Source organism: Stenotrophomonas maltophilia (genome assembly GCF_039555535.1).
In the GTDB taxonomy this organism is placed as follows: Bacteria; Pseudomonadota; Gammaproteobacteria; order Xanthomonadales; family Xanthomonadaceae; genus Stenotrophomonas; species Stenotrophomonas maltophilia_Q.
The window spans coordinates 4772501-4788239 of sequence record NZ_CP154630.1; the positions used below are offsets into that span (position 1 = coordinate 4772501).

General features: G+C 68.1%; 13 protein-coding genes (1 of these 13 only partly in view). 3 read left to right on the forward strand and 10 right to left on the reverse strand.

Annotation, left to right across the window (positions count from 1 at the left end; genetic code table 11):
• A protein-coding gene (locus tag AASM09_RS21925) for a benzoate/H(+) symporter BenE family transporter (protein ID WP_049429224.1) crosses the window boundary here: on the forward strand, window positions 1–645 show its 3' portion. 543 nt of this gene lie to the left of the window's left edge; only the last 645 of its 1188 coding nucleotides appear in the window; the start codon falls outside the window, past its left edge; it ends in the stop codon at window positions 643–645.
• Between the two features lie 6 nt (window positions 646–651).
• On the opposite strand, the gene AASM09_RS21930 is transcribed toward AASM09_RS21925, so the two are convergent.
• The 5 genes from AASM09_RS21930 to egtB all read right to left on the reverse strand — a co-directional run bounded on the left by AASM09_RS21930 (window position 652) and on the right by egtB (window position 5975).
• Window positions 652–1425 (reverse strand): DUF2628 domain-containing protein, encoded by a 774-nt coding sequence (locus AASM09_RS21930; protein WP_049429223.1) that lies wholly within the window; start codon window positions 1423–1425, stop codon window positions 652–654.
• A gap of 50 nt (window positions 1426–1475) precedes the next feature.
• Window positions 1476–2342, reverse strand: coding sequence for a D-hexose-6-phosphate mutarotase (locus tag AASM09_RS21935; RefSeq protein WP_049429222.1), 867 nt, complete (start codon window positions 2340–2342; stop codon window positions 1476–1478).
• Between the two features lie 40 nt (window positions 2343–2382).
• Complete coding sequence (locus AASM09_RS21940) at window positions 2383–3651, reverse strand: lytic murein transglycosylase (RefSeq protein ID WP_049429221.1); 1269 nt, start codon at window positions 3649–3651, stop codon at window positions 2383–2385.
• A gap of 81 nt (window positions 3652–3732) precedes the next feature.
• Complete coding sequence (egtD, locus tag AASM09_RS21945) at window positions 3733–4707, reverse strand: L-histidine N(alpha)-methyltransferase (RefSeq protein WP_049429220.1); 975 nt, start codon at window positions 4705–4707, stop codon at window positions 3733–3735.
• Window positions 4704–5975 (reverse strand): ergothioneine biosynthesis protein EgtB, encoded by a 1272-nt coding sequence (egtB, locus tag AASM09_RS21950; protein WP_049429228.1) that lies wholly within the window; start codon window positions 5973–5975, stop codon window positions 4704–4706. Before egtB ends, egtD begins: the two co-directional genes overlap by 4 nt.
• A gap of 150 nt (window positions 5976–6125) precedes the next feature.
• Between egtB and AASM09_RS21955 the strand changes: the two genes are divergently transcribed.
• Window positions 6126–7406, forward strand: coding sequence for a GGDEF domain-containing protein (locus AASM09_RS21955; protein WP_049429219.1), 1281 nt, complete (start codon window positions 6126–6128; stop codon window positions 7404–7406).
• A gap of 3 nt (window positions 7407–7409) precedes the next feature.
• On the opposite strand, the gene AASM09_RS21960 is transcribed toward AASM09_RS21955, so the two are convergent.
• Window positions 7410–7802, reverse strand: a complete 393-nt coding sequence (locus AASM09_RS21960; protein ID WP_049429218.1) for a YchJ family protein — start codon at window positions 7800–7802, stop codon at window positions 7410–7412.
• A 102-nt stretch (window positions 7803–7904) separates the two neighbouring features.
• Here AASM09_RS21960 and AASM09_RS21965 point away from each other — a divergent pair, with 102 nt between their 5' ends.
• On the forward strand, window positions 7905–8684 hold the full coding sequence (locus AASM09_RS21965; protein WP_049429227.1) for a sulfite exporter TauE/SafE family protein: 780 nt from the start codon (window positions 7905–7907) through the stop codon (window positions 8682–8684).
• Between the two features lie 105 nt (window positions 8685–8789).
• On the opposite strand, the gene AASM09_RS21970 is transcribed toward AASM09_RS21965, so the two are convergent.
• From AASM09_RS21970 to folE, 4 genes are all read right to left on the reverse strand, one after another.
• Window positions 8790–12170 carry an ATP-binding protein gene (locus AASM09_RS21970; protein WP_049429217.1) on the reverse strand — a complete coding sequence of 1127 codons (3381 nt, stop codon included), beginning with the start codon at window positions 12168–12170 and terminating at the stop codon, window positions 8790–8792.
• Window positions 12171–12186: 16 nt separating this feature from the next.
• The gene (locus tag AASM09_RS21975) at window positions 12187–12888 is read right to left on the reverse strand and encodes a DUF4194 domain-containing protein (protein WP_049429216.1); all 702 of its coding nucleotides are present in this window, start codon (window positions 12886–12888) and stop codon (window positions 12187–12189) included.
• Window positions 12875–14344, reverse strand: a complete 1470-nt coding sequence (locus AASM09_RS21980) for a DUF3375 domain-containing protein (RefSeq protein ID WP_049429215.1) — start codon at window positions 14342–14344, stop codon at window positions 12875–12877. The genes AASM09_RS21975 and AASM09_RS21980 overlap by 14 nt, the downstream gene beginning before the upstream one ends.
• 112 nt (window positions 14345–14456) lie before the next feature.
• Window positions 14457–15068: a GTP cyclohydrolase I FolE gene (folE, locus tag AASM09_RS21985; protein WP_049429214.1), complete on the reverse strand. Its 612-nt coding sequence runs from the start codon at window positions 15066–15068 to the stop codon at window positions 14457–14459.
• Window positions 15069–15739: the final 671 nt, after the last annotated feature.

Here is a 15739-nt window from a genome sequence, read left to right on the forward strand (position 1 = left end):
CTGGTCGGTATCGCGGTCGCGGCCAGCCGCGGCCTGCTGCACGCACAGCAGGTGCAGCTGCAGCTGGCGGTACCGCAATGGGTGACCCCCTCCTTGTCCTGGACGGCGGTGGCCGGCATCGCCCTGCCCTTGTTCGTGGTCACCATGGCCTCGCAGAACATTCCGGGCGTGGCGGTGATGCGGGCGTCCGGCTACGACGCGCCGGTATCGCCGCTGATCGGCTGGATCGGTGTGGTCAATACGTTGCTGGCGCCCTTCGGTGCCTACGCGCTGAACCTGGCCGCGATCACGGCCGCGATCTGCATGGGCCGCGATGCGCATGAAGATCCGACACGGCGCTATACCGCCGCCATGGCCGCCGGGGCCTTCTATATCGTCATCGGGCTGTTCGGTGCAACGGTTGCCGCACTGTTTGCCGCCTTCCCGAAGGAGCTGGTGGCCTGCGTGGCCGGTATCGCGCTGTTCAGCACCATCGCCAACAGCCTGGCCAGTGCGCTGGCGGTAGAGCGGGACCGCGAGGCGGCACTGGTCACCTTCCTGGTCACCGCCTCCGGTGTCACGCTGGCCGGCATCGGCTCGGCGTTCTGGGGCCTGGTGGCCGGTGCGCTGTGCCTGCTGGTATTGCGGCCCCGCGGGGGTCGCTGATCCAGCCTATCCCGCCAGCACAGCACCAACCGTACCCACCGCCAGCATGATGACGATGGCCACCAGTGTGGCAACTACGCTGGTGCCACCACGCGCGGCCAGTTCGTTGCGCATGCGTGCTTCATCGCCCCCCGCCACGGCACGGGCGCGGGCGATCTGTCGCTGGCAATGGGCCAGGTACCAGCTGTTGCCGAACATGCCGGTGGTGATGCTGAGCGCAAAGGTGATGACCAGTGACAGGCCATCCGGCACATCCAGCAAGGTCTCCACCACGCTGATCAGCAGCAGCAGGCCAACCCAGAGCGCCGCGAGGCGGTACATCCTGCGGTACATCATCCACACCAGGCCGATCAGGAATGCCGGCCAGTGCCAGGTTCCGGCACCCGTGGCGATGCCTTGATCCAGGCGCCAGCGCTGTCGGTAGACCGGGAAGTTGCCGCCGACCACGCTGGCGTACAAGGCCATCTCGCCCTCCAGCCCGGCGGCCGCAGCCATCTCCGGTGCAGCGGCAGGCGCACGATACGGATCGGACGGGTCGCCGACACTTGGCGCAATGCCCTCAACCCCCGGTATCGCGTCGATATCCGGGGGCGGAGCCACCGCGATGGGTGTTGAGACCTGCTCCAGCTCCGCCAACGGCCGCCACGAGAGCATGCCTTCGCACCACACCAGCGTGCGTGCCGTAACCGTTCCTTCCTGCTGCAGCTGGCGAAGACCGGCCAGATCCACCGGTCCTTCGCTCTGCCTGCCGTTGGCGTACCACCATTGTGCTTCCTGCATGTTTTCCATCCTTGTTACCCACATCGACAAACTGAAACTGCTGCCAGCGCTTACAGCGTGGAACTGGCCAGGGTCTGCACCAGCTGATGGCGCGCGCCCGGCACAAGGGTCATCTGCCCAGGCCCGGCGTTGGCCACTTCCAGGCACACATAGTCGCGCCAGCCATCGCCGACATCCGCCATGTTTGCCGCCGCCTCGGCGCCCGGATTCCAGGCCACCAGGGTCTGGCTGCCTTCGCTGCGGATCTCGATCCGCCGTTGCAGCACCGGATCGCGCAGCACGTAATGGCCGCCGGCACCGTTGTAGATGCGATCACTGCGGCCCGGGTCACGCGGGTCGCGCAATGACCACGGCCCCTGCTGCAGGCGCAGCTGCGCGTAGTCCTCGTACTTGTCCAGGTACTGCAGGCCATCAAGGCCATCGACCTGGGCACGGAGCGCATCGCCCACGCGGAAGTAGCTGTGCAGGGCCTGGGTGAACGTCACCGGCGACGTTCCCGTGTTCTCGGTGATCAGCTGCTGGCGCAGCTGGCGGCCGATGCGCAGCTGCATCTGCAGGCGCAGGCCGGGATGGTCAGCCGTGGAGGGTGCCAGCCCCAGTTCCACGTCGCCGGCCTCATTCTGCCCGGCGTGCTGCAACTCCCAGCGCGCGGTTCGCACCAGGCCATGTGCGGGAGCATCAGCATCCTGCCCCTGGCGGCCGAACCACGGCCAGCACACCGGCACGCCACCGCGGATCGGCGTCGGCAGCTCCGCGCGTTGCGGCGACAGCCACAGCAGGTCCGGTTGCCCTTCGGGGATGAACGACAACAGCTGTCCACCGAACACGCTGATGACCGCCGTCGCGTTGGAGGTGCGCACGTGCCAGGCCTCCAGGCCGTGATACAGGCCGGTGCTGATGTCCGGATTCAACTGCATGCGATGACGCTCCTTGAAGACCGCGGCGATGATGTCGCGGTCAACGTGCCGCCGGCAAGGCCTTCTGCCCAGCGGGTGCGATGGCGGCGGCCTCTTCCTGCAGCGCGCGCAGGATGCGTTGTCCGGCGCGCCCATCCGCATTGGCCCATCCAAGGCGTTGCTGCTCGGCCTGGATCGCGCGACGCGTGGCGGTGCCGATCATGCCGTCGGCAGCGCCGATATCGTGGCCGCGGGACAGCAGCAGGGTCTGCAGCTGGCGGCGCTCATCACGGCCGATGCCGGGATCGTCGGTCGGCCAGGCCGTGGCCAGCCCGGTACCGCCGCGCAGCTGGTCGGCCAGCGTGGCGATCGCGAGCGCGTAGCTTTCGGCGGCGTTGTAGCTGTAAATCGCGTCGTAGTTGCGGAACACCAGCAGCGCTGGGCCCTTGCTGCCGGCCGGCAGCAGCAGGGCGGCACGCGCGTCGGCCGGGAGGTTGGCCGGGGCCAACGCACTGCCATCCAGCGCGGTCACGCCTTGCACGCGCCAGTCGGCCAAGGCCCGACGTTGGGTACGCCCCGCCTGGCTGGCATTGAAACCCGCGGGGATCCGCACTTCCATGCCCCACGGCTCGCCACTGCGCCAGCCGGCGCGCTTGAGGTAGTTGGCGGTGGAGGCCAGTGCATCGGGAATGCTGCCGACCAGATCGCGGCGACCATCGCCATCACCGTCCACGGCGATGCGTGCATAGGTGCTGGGCATGAACTGCGTGTGCCCGAAAGCACCGGCCCAGGAGCCGGTGAGCCCCTGCGCCTGCAGGTCGCCGCGGTCGATCAGCTTGAGCAGGGCCAGCAGCTCACCACGGAAGAAAGGCTGGCGGCGGCCGGCGCAGGACAGCGTAGCCAATGACTGCAGCAGCGGGCGCTTGCCGAACACGCGGCCGTAGTCGCTCTCCACGCCCCAGACCGCGACGATGGTGGCCGGATCGACGCCGTACTGGGCCGACACGCGATCGAGCAGGTCGCGGTGCTGCAGCAGCAGGGCGCGCCCATCGTCCACGCGCTGGCGATCGACCAGCGCGGCCAGGTAGTCCCAGATCGGCGTAGTGAATTCGGGCTGTGCATCGAGCAGGCCGAGCACGCTGGGGTCGGGTGTGAGGCCGGCGGTGATTTCATTGAAGCGGTCGGGACGGATTCCTTGTGTCGCAGCAGTGGCCTGCAGGCCCGACAGGCAGCGGCTGAACGCCGGATCGATGCCGGCGGCAGGGGCGGCAGGCGCTGTCGGCGCCGAGGCAAGCGCGGCCGCCAGGCCGAGCGTGGTCAGAATGGGCATGGCGTCCTCCGTGTTGCCGTTGCAGGGCCATCTTAGGCGCAGCGTCGCCATCGAACCTGAAGCGGCGCCGGCTGCCGGTGGCTATATGCCGCGCAACAGGCGCAGGCCATAGGCCGGGCTTTCAGCATCCCAGCGCCGCACGAGCTGCAGGCCCGCTGGCAGCAGAAGCGCTTCGAAGCTGTCGTCGGTGTACTTGTGGCTGTATTCGACGCGGATCGGTTCGTTGGCCTCGATATGGAAAGTGCGGCCATCCAGATGGACGTCCTGTGCGCGCTGGCTGACCAGATCGGTCTCAATGCGCAGCCGCGCTGTGCTGTAGCGGGCGCGGTGGCGGAAGCCGTCCAGGTCGAAGTCGCTGCCGATCTCGCGGTTGAGGCGGGCCAGCAGGTTGAGGGTGAACGCGGCGGTGACACCCTGTGCATCGTTGTAGGCCGCCTCGATCAGGGCCGGGTCCTTGTGCAGGTCGATGCCGACCAGGGCCAGGCCATCACGGCCCATGGTCTGGCGCATCGCGCGCAGCAACGCGATGGCATCCTCTTCGACGAAATTGCCCAACGTGGAACCGGGGAAGAACAGCAACCTCCGCGCGGGTTCGCGTTCGGGCATGGGAACGGCAACGGGACGGGTGAAGTCTGCACAGACCGGCAGCATCTCGACCTCGGGCAGCGCCGGGGCCAGATGGTCGATGCTGGACAGCAGGGCGGCACGCGAGATCTCGATGGGGGTATACGCCACCGGTTCACGCAGCGCGGCCAGCAGCAGTGCGGTCTTGCGGCCACTGCCACTGCCCAGCTCCACCACGTGCAGGTGCGGGCCGACGCTGCGGGCGATGTCCGGCAGTACCTGCGAAAGCAGGGCCAGCTCGGTGCGCGTGGGGTAATACTCGCGGGTCCGGGTGATCTGTTCGAACAGGCGCGAGCCACGTGCATCGTAGAAGTACTTGGACGGCAGCTGGCGCGGTGTGCGGGACAACCCGGCCACCACGTCAGAAAGGATCTGCTGGCGACCGGGCGTGAGATCGGTCAGCGCCTGCAGCGCGTCGTGCACCGTGCTCATGACAGATCCCGGGCCAGGCGCAGGCCGGAGAACTGCCAACGCGCCGGTGGCATGAAGAAGTTGCGGTAGCTGGCGCGCACATGGCCACGGGGCGTGGCACAGCTGCCGCCGCGCAGCACCCATTGGCCACACATGAATTTGCCGTTGTACTCGCCGAGGTTGCCGGCAAAGGGGCGGAAGCCCGGGTAGGCGCCGTAGGCGCTGTGGGTCCATTCCCAGACATCACCGAACAGCTGCCGCAGGCCGCTGCCCTGCCCCACCTGGGGATGCAGATGATCGTCATCAGCGAAGTGACCCCGCACCGGCTGAGACGCGGCCGCAGCCTCCCACTCGAACTCGCTGGGCAGGCGCGCTCCGGCCCAGCGGGCACAGGCGTCGGCCTCGAAGTAGCTGAGATGGCAGACCGGCGCGTGCGGATCCAGTTCGCGCCAGCCGCCCAAGGTGTATTCGCGCTGCAGGGTGTCATCCCAGTACAGCGGATGCTGCCAGTCTTCGGTTTCGCGCAGTGCCCAGCCTTCGCTGAGCCACCAGCGCGGTTCGCGGTAGCCGCCGGCGTCGATGAAGGCGCGGTACTCGGCGTTGCTGAGCGGGCGTTCGGCCAGGGCGTGGGCGGGCAGCAGCACGCGGTGCGGCGGCGATTCGTTGTCGTAGGCGAACACGGCGTGGTGCGGCCAAGAGGCGGCGCCGACGGTGACGATGCGTTCGGGCGATTCGATCCAGCCCTGGGCACTGGCAGCGCCGGGGGTGGTAGGCAGGTCCTCGCGGTAGGCCGGCTGCAGCGGATTGCACCAGAACGCGTGCTTGATGTCGGTGAGCAGCAGCTCCTGGTGCTGCTGTTCGTGCTGCAGGCCCAGCTGCAGGTGCTGCAGCGCCTGATCGTCGAGATCACCCGCGTCCAGCCGTGACTGTACCTGCGCATCGATCTGGCAGCGGTAGTCCTGCACCTGCTGCAGCGAGGGCCGTGACAGCAGCCCGCGCTGCGGCCGTGCATGCGCCGGGCCGATGCTCTTGTAGTAACTGTTGAACAGGTAATCCCAGCCAGGGTCATGCGCCGGTGCAGCCGGGAAGCCGGCCAGCACGAAACGTTCGAAGAACCAGGTGGTGTGGGCCAGGTGCCACTTGCTGGGGCTGGCATCGGCCATGCTCTGCAGCATGGCATCTTCGGCACTGAGGGGGGCCGCCAACTGCACGCTGCGGTCCCGCACACGTGCGTACTGGCGGGCGAGATCGCGCTGCGGGGCAGCGACGGCGGCGGCTACGCTGTCCATGCCGGCAGCATCGGCGCCGGCGGGTGAGTGCGACGTCATGGTTCGACGTCACTGCGTTCACAAGCGTGACCGCGCCGCACTCAAGAAGCCGGTGCGGGCGCCGCTAACGGCAATGCTGCGGCCGCGTCGTCACCGCGCTGGAATTCCTGCTTGCCCCTGCATCCGCTCCGCCAGCCTGCGCATTACCTGTTCGTGCTGCCCGCCGTGCTGGTTGCCGTGGTGCTGTGGGCAGCACTGGGCAACGAAGACGTGGCCAGTCCGGCCCAACGCATCCTGCCCTGGCTGCTGGCCTGCCTCGGCGCCGGCCTTGCCCTGCTCTACCACCAGGTGCGTACGCTCTGCCTGATGCTGGTGGTGGCCGTGATGTTCGCCCTGCTGCACCAGGACGTGGGTGGCTACCTGCGCAGCGGCCATGTCACGGCGCTGACACCGTTGCGCTTCCATGCCATTTCGGCCTGGTTGCCCTTGCTGTTCGCTGGCCTGGCGTTGTGGCCCGAGCGCGGCCGCCGCCGCCGCGACCTGCTGCTGCGGGGCGTTTCCAGTGGCACCGCGCTGATGATCTTCCTGCTGCTGGCCACGCAGCAACCGCGTGGCATGCACGATCTCCTGTCCAACCGCCACTGGAGCTGGATTCCGGCCGACTGGAACGCGCTGGCACAGCTGCCAGCCCTGCTGTTCCTGTTGGCAGCCGCCGCGCTGGGCTGGCAGGCCTGGCGGCATCCGCGCCCACTGCACACGGCGATGCTGCTGGCCCTGCTGTGCCTGTGGTGGATGCTGCCAAGGGTGTTCCTGCAGCCGGTGCTGCTACCGGCACTGGCCAGTGCGGCCCTGCTGCTGCTGCTGGGCGCGATGCTGCAGGAGTCGTTCCATATGGCCTTCCGCGATGAACTGACCGGCCTGCCGGGGCGCCGCGCATTCAATGAGACCCTGCAACGGGCGCGTGGCACCTACAGCATCGCGATGGTGGACGTGGACCACTTCAAATCGTTCAACGACACCCACGGCCACGACACCGGGGACGATGTGCTGCGCCTGGTGGCCTCGCGCCTGGGCCGGGTGGATGACGGTGGCCGGGCGTTCCGCTACGGCGGCGAGGAGTTCGCGGTGGTGTTCCTGGATCGTCCCGCAGCGGCCTGCGTGGATGCGGTCGAGGCACTGCGGCAGACCATCGAGGAAACCCGCATGCAGCTGCGCGACCGGAGCACCCGCAGCCGCGACGATGAGACGGGGCGCCAGCAGCGCGGGCGCGGCGGAAGCGGGCAGACGGTGCAGGTGACGGTGAGCATCGGGCTGGCGGACAGCCGCGTGGATGGGCGGCCGGCCGCAGTGATCAAGGCCGCCGACCTGGCGTTGTACGCAGCCAAGGACGGTGGCCGCAACCAGGTCCGCGCGCATGCCGGCCAGCGCGTGTTGGCGGTACGCGGCGGCTGAGGCTCACACAGCGTCGAGGTAGTACCAGCGGCCGTCGATGCGCAGGAAGCGGCTGTGCTCGGCCATCTTCACCGCGCTGCCGCCGCCCACGCGGTAGCGGGCGGTGAAGCGTACTTCGGCGCTGTCGGCACCGGTGACCGTGTGTTCGTGCACGGTCAGGCCCAGCCAGTGCGTACGCTGGCCCGGCGCATCGTCCAACGCCAGCTCGGCCGGGCGGGTATCCGGGTGCCAGCTCTGGCGCAGATAGTCCGCCAGCCCCCGCACATAGGCGCTGTAGCGCGATCGCATCAGGTGCTCGGCATCGGGTGCGGCCTCACCGGCATGGAAACGGCCACAGCAGGCGGCGTAATCGGCGGGAAGGCCGCAGGGACAGGGATCGGAGGGTTTTCGGCTCATGCGGGCATTGTCGCCGGGTTGTGCGGATTGATCCACGCGGGGCACGGGTCAGCCGGTGCGGGACAGGCGTATGCTGTCGCGCCCCCACATCGATTGATCGCCGTGCTGGAACTGGTTCCCCCTGAGTTGTGGTGGCTGGTGGTGATCGCCTTCATCGCCGGCCTGGTCGATGCCGCCGTCGGTGGCGGTGGGCTGGTGCAGCTACCCGGCCTGTTCACCGTGCTGCCGCAGCAGACGCCGGCGATGCTGTTCGGCACCAACAAGTTCAGTTCGATGTTCGGCACCGGTGCAGCCGCCTGGCGCTATGCGCGCAATGTGCGCTTCCCGTGGAAGCCGGTGTTGTTCGCGGCAGGCACAGCCTTCCTCTTTTCCTTCGCCGGCGCCACCGCGGTAAGCCTGCTGCCCAAGGACGCGGTGCGCCCACTGGTGCTGGTGCTGCTGATCGCGATGCTGGGCTACACGCTGTGGAAGAAGGATTTCGGCGCGCTGCACCGGCCGCAGGAGATCGGCCGCCGTGAACTGGCGATCGCGCTGGCCATCGGTGCAGCGATCGGCTTCTACGACGGCTTCTTCGGGCCGGGCACCGGCAGCTTCCTGATCTTCCTGTTCGTGCGCTTCTTCGGCCTGGATTTCCTGCGTGCTTCTGCGGCATCGAAGGTGGTGAACCTGGCGACGAATGTGGCGGCGATCTCGTTCTTCGTGCCGACCGGCAACATCCTGTGGTTGTTCGCGCTGCCGATGGCAGCGGTCAACATCATCGGTTCGGTGGTGGGCACGCGTCTGGCGCTGAAGGGCGGCACGCCGTTCATCCGCAAGCTGTTCGTGGGGCTGGTGGTGGTGCTGATCGCGCGGATGGCGTGGGATACGTTCCGCGGTTCTTGAGGGGCGTTATGACGTGGCAGGTGCCAACCTTGGTTGGCACGTTGTTTCAGGTCGCGAAGGGCAGCCGAGCATGGCTCGGCTCTACAGGTGGATTGCCCGAGGCGCTCAGGCCTCGGCTTCTTCCGGTTCGTTGGCCTGTTGGCGGCTGCGTTCGGGCAACCTCAGGCGCTTGCCCTCTTCGTCGTACTCGATCAGCAGCACGCCGGAGTCGTGGCGGCCGCTGATTTCGACGAAGCAGGCGCCGCCGATGAACGGTTCCAGCGTCATCACCGACTTCAGCGGGGTGGCGACCACCATCTGGAAGCCGAAGTTGTCGAAGATGTTCATCGCCAGCGCGGTGAACTCGTTGTCGGCCTTGTCGAAGGCCTCGTCGAGCACAACCGCGGCATAGCTGGGCAACTGGCTGTCGGCACCACCCAACTGGTAGCGCAGCGCGGCGGCCAGGCAGGTGGTGGCCAGCTTCTGGCGCTGGCCACCAGACTTGCCGGCGCCGCTTCGGTAGATCTCGACCTGCTGGCGCGTTTCCGCATCCAGCTCGACGCCGATGAACTCCACGTGCATGCGCACGTCCAGCACCAGCTCGCGCCAGCGCTTGTCCTCGCCTTCCTGCGAGCCGAGGCGGTTGACCAGCTGCCGCAGCACGGTGAACTGCGATTCGGCCAGCTCGCGCTGCTCGGTCTGCTGCTGCGACAGCACCTCGCGCAGCTGCAGGTGGAACTCACCCACCTCCGGCAGGCGGCGGTCGCTCAGTTCGATGGTCAGCAACGTGCCACGGTTGAACGGCACCTGTTCCAGGCTGGCGTTCACTTCGTCCAGGCGCTGGCCGATCGACTTGCGTGCCTCCGCGCTGTGGCGCTGCAGGGCCAGCAGGTTGTTCTTGCTCTGGTTCTGCAGCAGGTCGAAGAAGCGCTCTTCGTGCTGCGGCAGGCCATCGCGCTCCAGCCGTTCGAGGCGGGCGAGGAAGTCCTCGGCCGACGCCACCGACACGGTGAAGTCGCCCGATTCCTCCGGCCACTGCTGGATGAAGCGGCGGAAACAGCCGACCAGCTGGTTCTCGATGCGGTTGAGGTCCTGCTGCGAGGAGGACAGCTGCTCGTTCAGCGCGTTGCTGACCTGGCGCATGTGCGCTTCCAGCGTTTCCAGGCTGAGCGGGCCCTGCTCCTGCAGGCGCTCGGCCAGACCGGCTTCCTGCTCCTGGGCCAGGCTCGGCAGCACCAGCGCACGGCTCTGCTGGCGTGCGCGGTCGAGGCGATCGCGCTCCTTGACCAGCTGGCCACGCTCGACGCGGACGTCTTCATAGGTGCGGCGCGACTGTTCGATGTCCGCGCGCACCGCGTCGATCTGCTTGGCCAGCTTGGCCAGGTCGGCGTTGCCTTCGCGCAGGTCGCGCAGCGTCGCTTCGATATCGCTCAGGCGCTGCTGCGGGGCGGCGATATCGATCTCGTTCCAGCTGATGCTGACCAGCTCGTGACAGGCCAGGCGGCGTTCGTTGTCGCGGTCACGCTGGCCACGCAGGCGCGCGATGTCGGTCTCGCAGCCGGCGATGCGCTTGGCCAGTTCCTGCGCTTCACGCTCGAAGGCGCCGACCTTGTCGTGGTTGTTGAAGCCGAGGATCCAGCGACGGCGGTCGCCAACGGCGCTGCGGTCGTCCTTCTCGAAACGGTCGCCCGGATGCTTGACCTGGCCTTCGCGGGTGATGCCGCGGTCAACGTTGCGCAGCTGCCTGGCGTCCACGCACTCGTAGTCGAAGCGCTTGCCGAGTTCGCGGCGCAGCCAGCTTTCAAACACGTGCTCGCGCAGTTCCAGCTTGTGCAGCAGCGACTTCGCCGACGGCTCGCGGGCGAACGCATCGTCGTTGCGGCGCACGCGGTAATAGGTGAAGCGCATGCCCAGGTGGGTACGGTTCACCCACTCGGCGACGTCGTTGTAGTGCTTGTCATCGACCAGCAGCGACAATGCGAAGCCGCCCAGCACGCGCTCGATGGCCCCTTGCCAGCCCTGCTCTTCCGAGCGGACCTGGATCAGCTCGCCGACGAACGGCAGCGCCGCTTCGGCGATGCCGGTTTCCTCGGCCAGGCGCGCGCGCAGCTTCTGCATCGGCGCCGGGATGTTGGACGGCGTGCGCTGCATCGCTTCAAGTTCCGCGCGGACTTCACCGAAGCGGCGCTCGTCATCGCGCTTGCCGCCCAGGCGATCGCTGATCGCGTCGTCCAGTGCCGAAGAGGCACGCTGGCGGTCCTGCAGTTCGTTCTGCGCGCGCTCGACCAGCTCGGCGAAGCCGTGCGCGTCGTCCGGCAGTTCAGCCTGCAGCTGCTGCGCGGCCTGGCGTGCCTGCTCGCGCTTGGCCTGGCGGCGGTCGCGCTCGGCTTCGGCACGGCCCTGCTCGCGTTCCAGTTCCTCGATGCGCTCACCGCCCTGCTGGCGGCGCTGCAGTTCCAGCTCGGCCAGGCGCTCGGTGTGATTGTCGAGTGCGGCACGGCGCTGGGCTTCCTCGCCCAGCAGGCCACGGTCACGCACGTCCATCTCGCGCAGGCGCGCTTCGATCAGCGCCTGGCGGCGGCTTTCGCGGAAGCTGTCGACGCCGAGCTTCAGCGCTTCGTCGTCGCCACGCTGGCGGTGCATTTCCTTCAGGTCGTTGTAGTAGGCGCGTGCCGGCAGCAGGGTTTCCACCTGGCGGCGCGCGGTGACCACCGCCTGGTGCGCGCCATCAAGCTCGGCGAAGTCGCTGACCAGGCGCTCGGCGGCGTCGAAAGTCTTCGGCGTGTCGAGCATGAAGTCGCGCAGGAAGACGTTGAGGTCGCCCAGGTTCTTCGCCGACTGCGTCTTGTGCAGCAGGCGCAGCGCCATTTCGTTGTCGATGCCGAGCAGGTCGCGGAAGCGCTCGGCGTAGCCGGAGAAGGTGTCGAAGTGGTGCAGGTCGGACAGCTTCTGCTTGAGCTTGCGCAGGTCCAGGTCGAAGCCACCAAGATCCTTGGCGATGTCGAACGGGCGTTCGGCGATCATGTAGTGCTTGCGCACATCGCCGGCCGAGGTGCCGTTGCCGGAGATCCACAGCAGGCGCACCAGGCTGACCACACGGCCATCGCCGGCGCGGTATTCCAGCACCAGCGCGGTCCAGGTCGCGCCCTTGCGCAGGTACTGGGTGGCGATTTCGCCGGTGCCGCTGTCCTGCTGGTCGGCCCACGCGCCACGCACGTAGGACACCAGGTTGCGGTCGCGGCCACTGCGCTCGGCTTCACGCGCGGCGGCGTTGAAGTCGACGATGGCCGGCGGCGTCAGCAGCGCGGACATGGCATCGAGCAGGGTCGACTTGCCCGAGCCGGAACGGCCGACGAACAGGAAGCCACGCTCGGCGATCGGTACTTCGGTCAGGCCGTTGAACGTGCCCCAGTTGTGCACCTGCAGACGGCGCATGCGGAACTGCTGCAGGCGCGGGTCCGGCAGGCCTTCGTTGAACAGGGCGGGAGTGTGCTTGGAGATAGCCATGCGATGGTCGGGTCTCTCAGGCCTCGGCGGCCGGGGTTTCGCGCAGCTGGCGGTAGACCGCCGAGAGCTGGGACACGTCTTCGGCGGAGAACAGCAGCTTCAGCGCCGGCGAGACTTCGTGGCGGTCTTCCTGGCCGCTGAGGCGGGTCAGGATGTGGTTGTCCTTCATTTTCTGCACCGCCGAGGCGACGCGGCGGTTGAAGCCGGCGCGGTCGGTGGACAGGTTCTTTTCATAGATGGCCAGTGCTTCGGCCATCTCGGCATCGGCGACCACCGCGCGATTGCCGCGCGCATCGGCCTCGGCCAGCTGCTGGCGCAGGTACAGCAGCAGCACCGAGTCGATGAAGGTCAGCGGCGAGGTGCGCAGCAGCACAGGCGCGTCGACATCTTCGGTATCGGCCTGGCGGGTGAACGCCACGCCGCTGTCACGGTCGAGCACCAGTTCCAGGAACAGGTCCGCCAGCGACGAGCGGATGGCCGCTTCGCTGCGGATCAGCGCCGGCCACAGCTTGGCGTGGCGCAGCTGGTCGATGCTGGGACCGATCAGCAGCTGGCACAGCGCGCGGCGCGCATCCAGCGGCAGGCGCCCGGTATCGCCGAGGTAATACACGTCGTTGCCACGGCGGGGCTGCGCCACGGCCGTCACCGGCTCGGCCTCGTAGGCGTCTTCCGCCACGTCGGCCTGCGGTGCGTCGATGGGATCTTCATGCCAGCTCATGGCGTCTCTCCTGGGTGAACCAAACCAGCGGGATGCGGGCGCGACGGATCTGGCCGTCGCCGCCACGCCATTGCGCAAGCTCCTGCTCGCCGGCAACCACGTTGCCGAAGCGCGTGCCCAGCGACAGGTAGCCGATGACGCTGCCGAGGCCCTGCGGCGCTTCGCGCTGCGACAAAGCCTGGGCGATGCTGAGCCGCGGCTGTGCGTCGAGCAGGTCGTGCAGGTCCTGGCGCAGCGTACGGAAGTCGATTTCGGACGAAGCGACCAGGTCGCCGACGCTCTCCAGGCTGATTGCGGCCGCGTCGTTGTACTCGACATTGCCATCGACCTGGGCGCTGCGCGGATCGTGCAGCTTCCACTGCGACCACGAGCGCAGGCGGCTGGTGGTCAGCTGCAGGTCGCGGCCGATGCCGCGTTGTGCGGGGAATTCGTCACGCAGTGCCAGCGCTTCGGACTGCGCCTGCTTCAGCAGCTGGTTGAGGCGGCGCTGTTCCAGGTAGCCACGGCTCTGCACGAAGCCGCGCAGGCTGCGCGCGAAGTTCTGCAGCACATCGTGCACCTGGCCACCGCGCTCGAGCATGGTGCTGGTGAAGCTGCGCAGGAAGTTGCGTTCGTTGCGGTCCAGGCGGCGCGCGAATCCACGCGCCAGCACCGCTTCCAGCGCGGCATCGAGCTGGGCACTCTGTTCGGCGTCGTTGAGCAGGCGCCAGAAGGCCTGGAAACTCCGTCCGGCGTCACTTTCGCCGATGACATCCACACCTTCGAACAGCTGCGACAACACATCGCCGCGCTCGCCCTCGTCGTCGATGATGCGTTCGCGGAAATCGCGGTTGAGCTGCTCGAAGTCATCGCGCACACGGCGGAAGTCCTCGGTCAGCTCGTCGGCCAGGCCGATGATCTGGCGGGTGCGTTCCAGCGCGCGCTTGCCGTCCAGCGCAACCACGCGGCCAGTGCCGACCCGGGCGATTTCGGCATCGATGCGGTCGCGCTCGTCGTGCAGCGCGGACAGGCGCGCATCAGGATCGGCTTCGGTCTGCGCAGCCAGCGCCGAGAGCTGCTCAATGACCAGCGCCAGGCGGCTTTCGGTGGCGGCCACGCGCGCCTGCTCGAGGCCGTCCGCGAAGCGGATCGCCTGCAGTGCAGCAGTGGACAGCTCGTACTGCTCCTGGTCGGCGCCTTCGGGCAAACGGCGTTCCAGCCAGCCCTGGGCCAGCCAGTGCGCGATGTAGGCCTGGGCGGTACGCGGCAGCTCGCGCGAGAGTTCATCGCCGGCCAGCTGGTCCAGCGCGCGCTGCAGTCGCTCGTTCAGCACCGAGGACGGCAGCGTGCGCTCGCCGTCCATCAGCAGGCCCTGCAACAGGCCGATGATTTCCGGGGCGTGGTCGGCGGCAAGCAGCTTCCACTGGGGCTGTTCGCGCAGGTGGCGGTAACGGGCAATGCGTTCGCGATGCTTCATGCAGCGAAAGAAGTCTGTAGGGCTGACAGGGACGAGCCGCCATGCACGGCTGCCGCGTGGGCAGCCGTGGGCATGCCGGCCTGCAGGGGCCGGCGCGGTGCGGGCAAGCGGCTCAGCGCTTGCCGCCCACTTCGATGAAGCGCAGGAACTCGGCGCGGGTGCGCGCGTCGTCGCGGAAGCTGCCCAGCATCTTGGAGGTGACCATGCTGACGCCGCGCTTGTGGATGCCGCGGGTGGTCATGCATTCGTGGGCGCCTTCGACAACCACGCCGACGCCGATCGGCTGCAGCACATCCTGGATGCACTGGGCGATCTGCGCGGTCATCTTTTCCTGCACCTGGAAGCGGCGGGCGTAGGCTTCGACGACGCGGGCCAGCTTGCTGATGCCCACCACCTTGCCGGCCGGCAGGTAGCCGACGTGCACGCGGCCGATGATCGGCGCCATGTGGTGCTCGCAGTGGCTTTCGTACTCGATGTCACGCAGGACGATCAGTTCGTCGTAGCCGGCCACTTCCTCGAAGGTCCGCTCCATGTAGGCGCGCGGGTCGTCGCGGTAACCGCTGAACCAGTCGCCATAGGCTTCGGCGACGCGGCGGGGGGTATCCAGCAGGCCTTCACGGGACGGGTCCTCACCGGCCCAGCGCAGCAGGGTGCGCACGGCATCCTCGGCCTGCTCCTGGGTCACGTCGCCCTGCGGGGCGGCCTTTTCGTTGTTCTTGCTCATTGCGTACAGCGTCCCGAACGGGGGGCGAGCATCGTACCCGACCGGGGGGTGGGTCGTCCTGTTGGGACGGTTCATCGGGGGTCTCTTGCGGCGCCTCGTTGCTATCGGTTTGGAGGAGGAGAGGGGGCTGCGCAGGACACGCCGTAAACCCGTCCCTGGGGCTCGATGGCGCCATCCATGGCGCCAACGGTCCTGCGCAGCCCCCTCTCCCCCTCCCTGACGGTTTCCTGCGGGCGCGGCCGAACCGCCCGAAAGCGGGGTCGAAAGCTTGGGTTCATGGCTTCGGAAGCGCCGCGCGACTGCGCGACTGCTGTGGTGGGTGCGAACCCTTGGTCCGCACAGCGTTGGCTTCTGCCCCTGCCTTTAAAGAGCCAACCCACCGCGCTCGCGGGATGTGGGGTGGGTGGCGGAGGGCCGGGCGGGGCAGGGCCGTGAGGCGCATGGATGCGCCGATCGAGCTTACATGGGTGAGGGCGCTTTGCTTGCGAGGCATGCCTCGCAAGCGACCGAACGCCCGGCCGCCAGCGGCTGGGCCGGGCCCCGGAGGGGTACTTGCAGCGTGCCCTGCCCCGTCCGGCCCTCCGCCACCCCAGCCGATAGCCAGCAGGCGCAACGCTTTCCTCAACCCACCCACCCATTCAGCAAAAACCATTGATAGGAATGAAATTAGT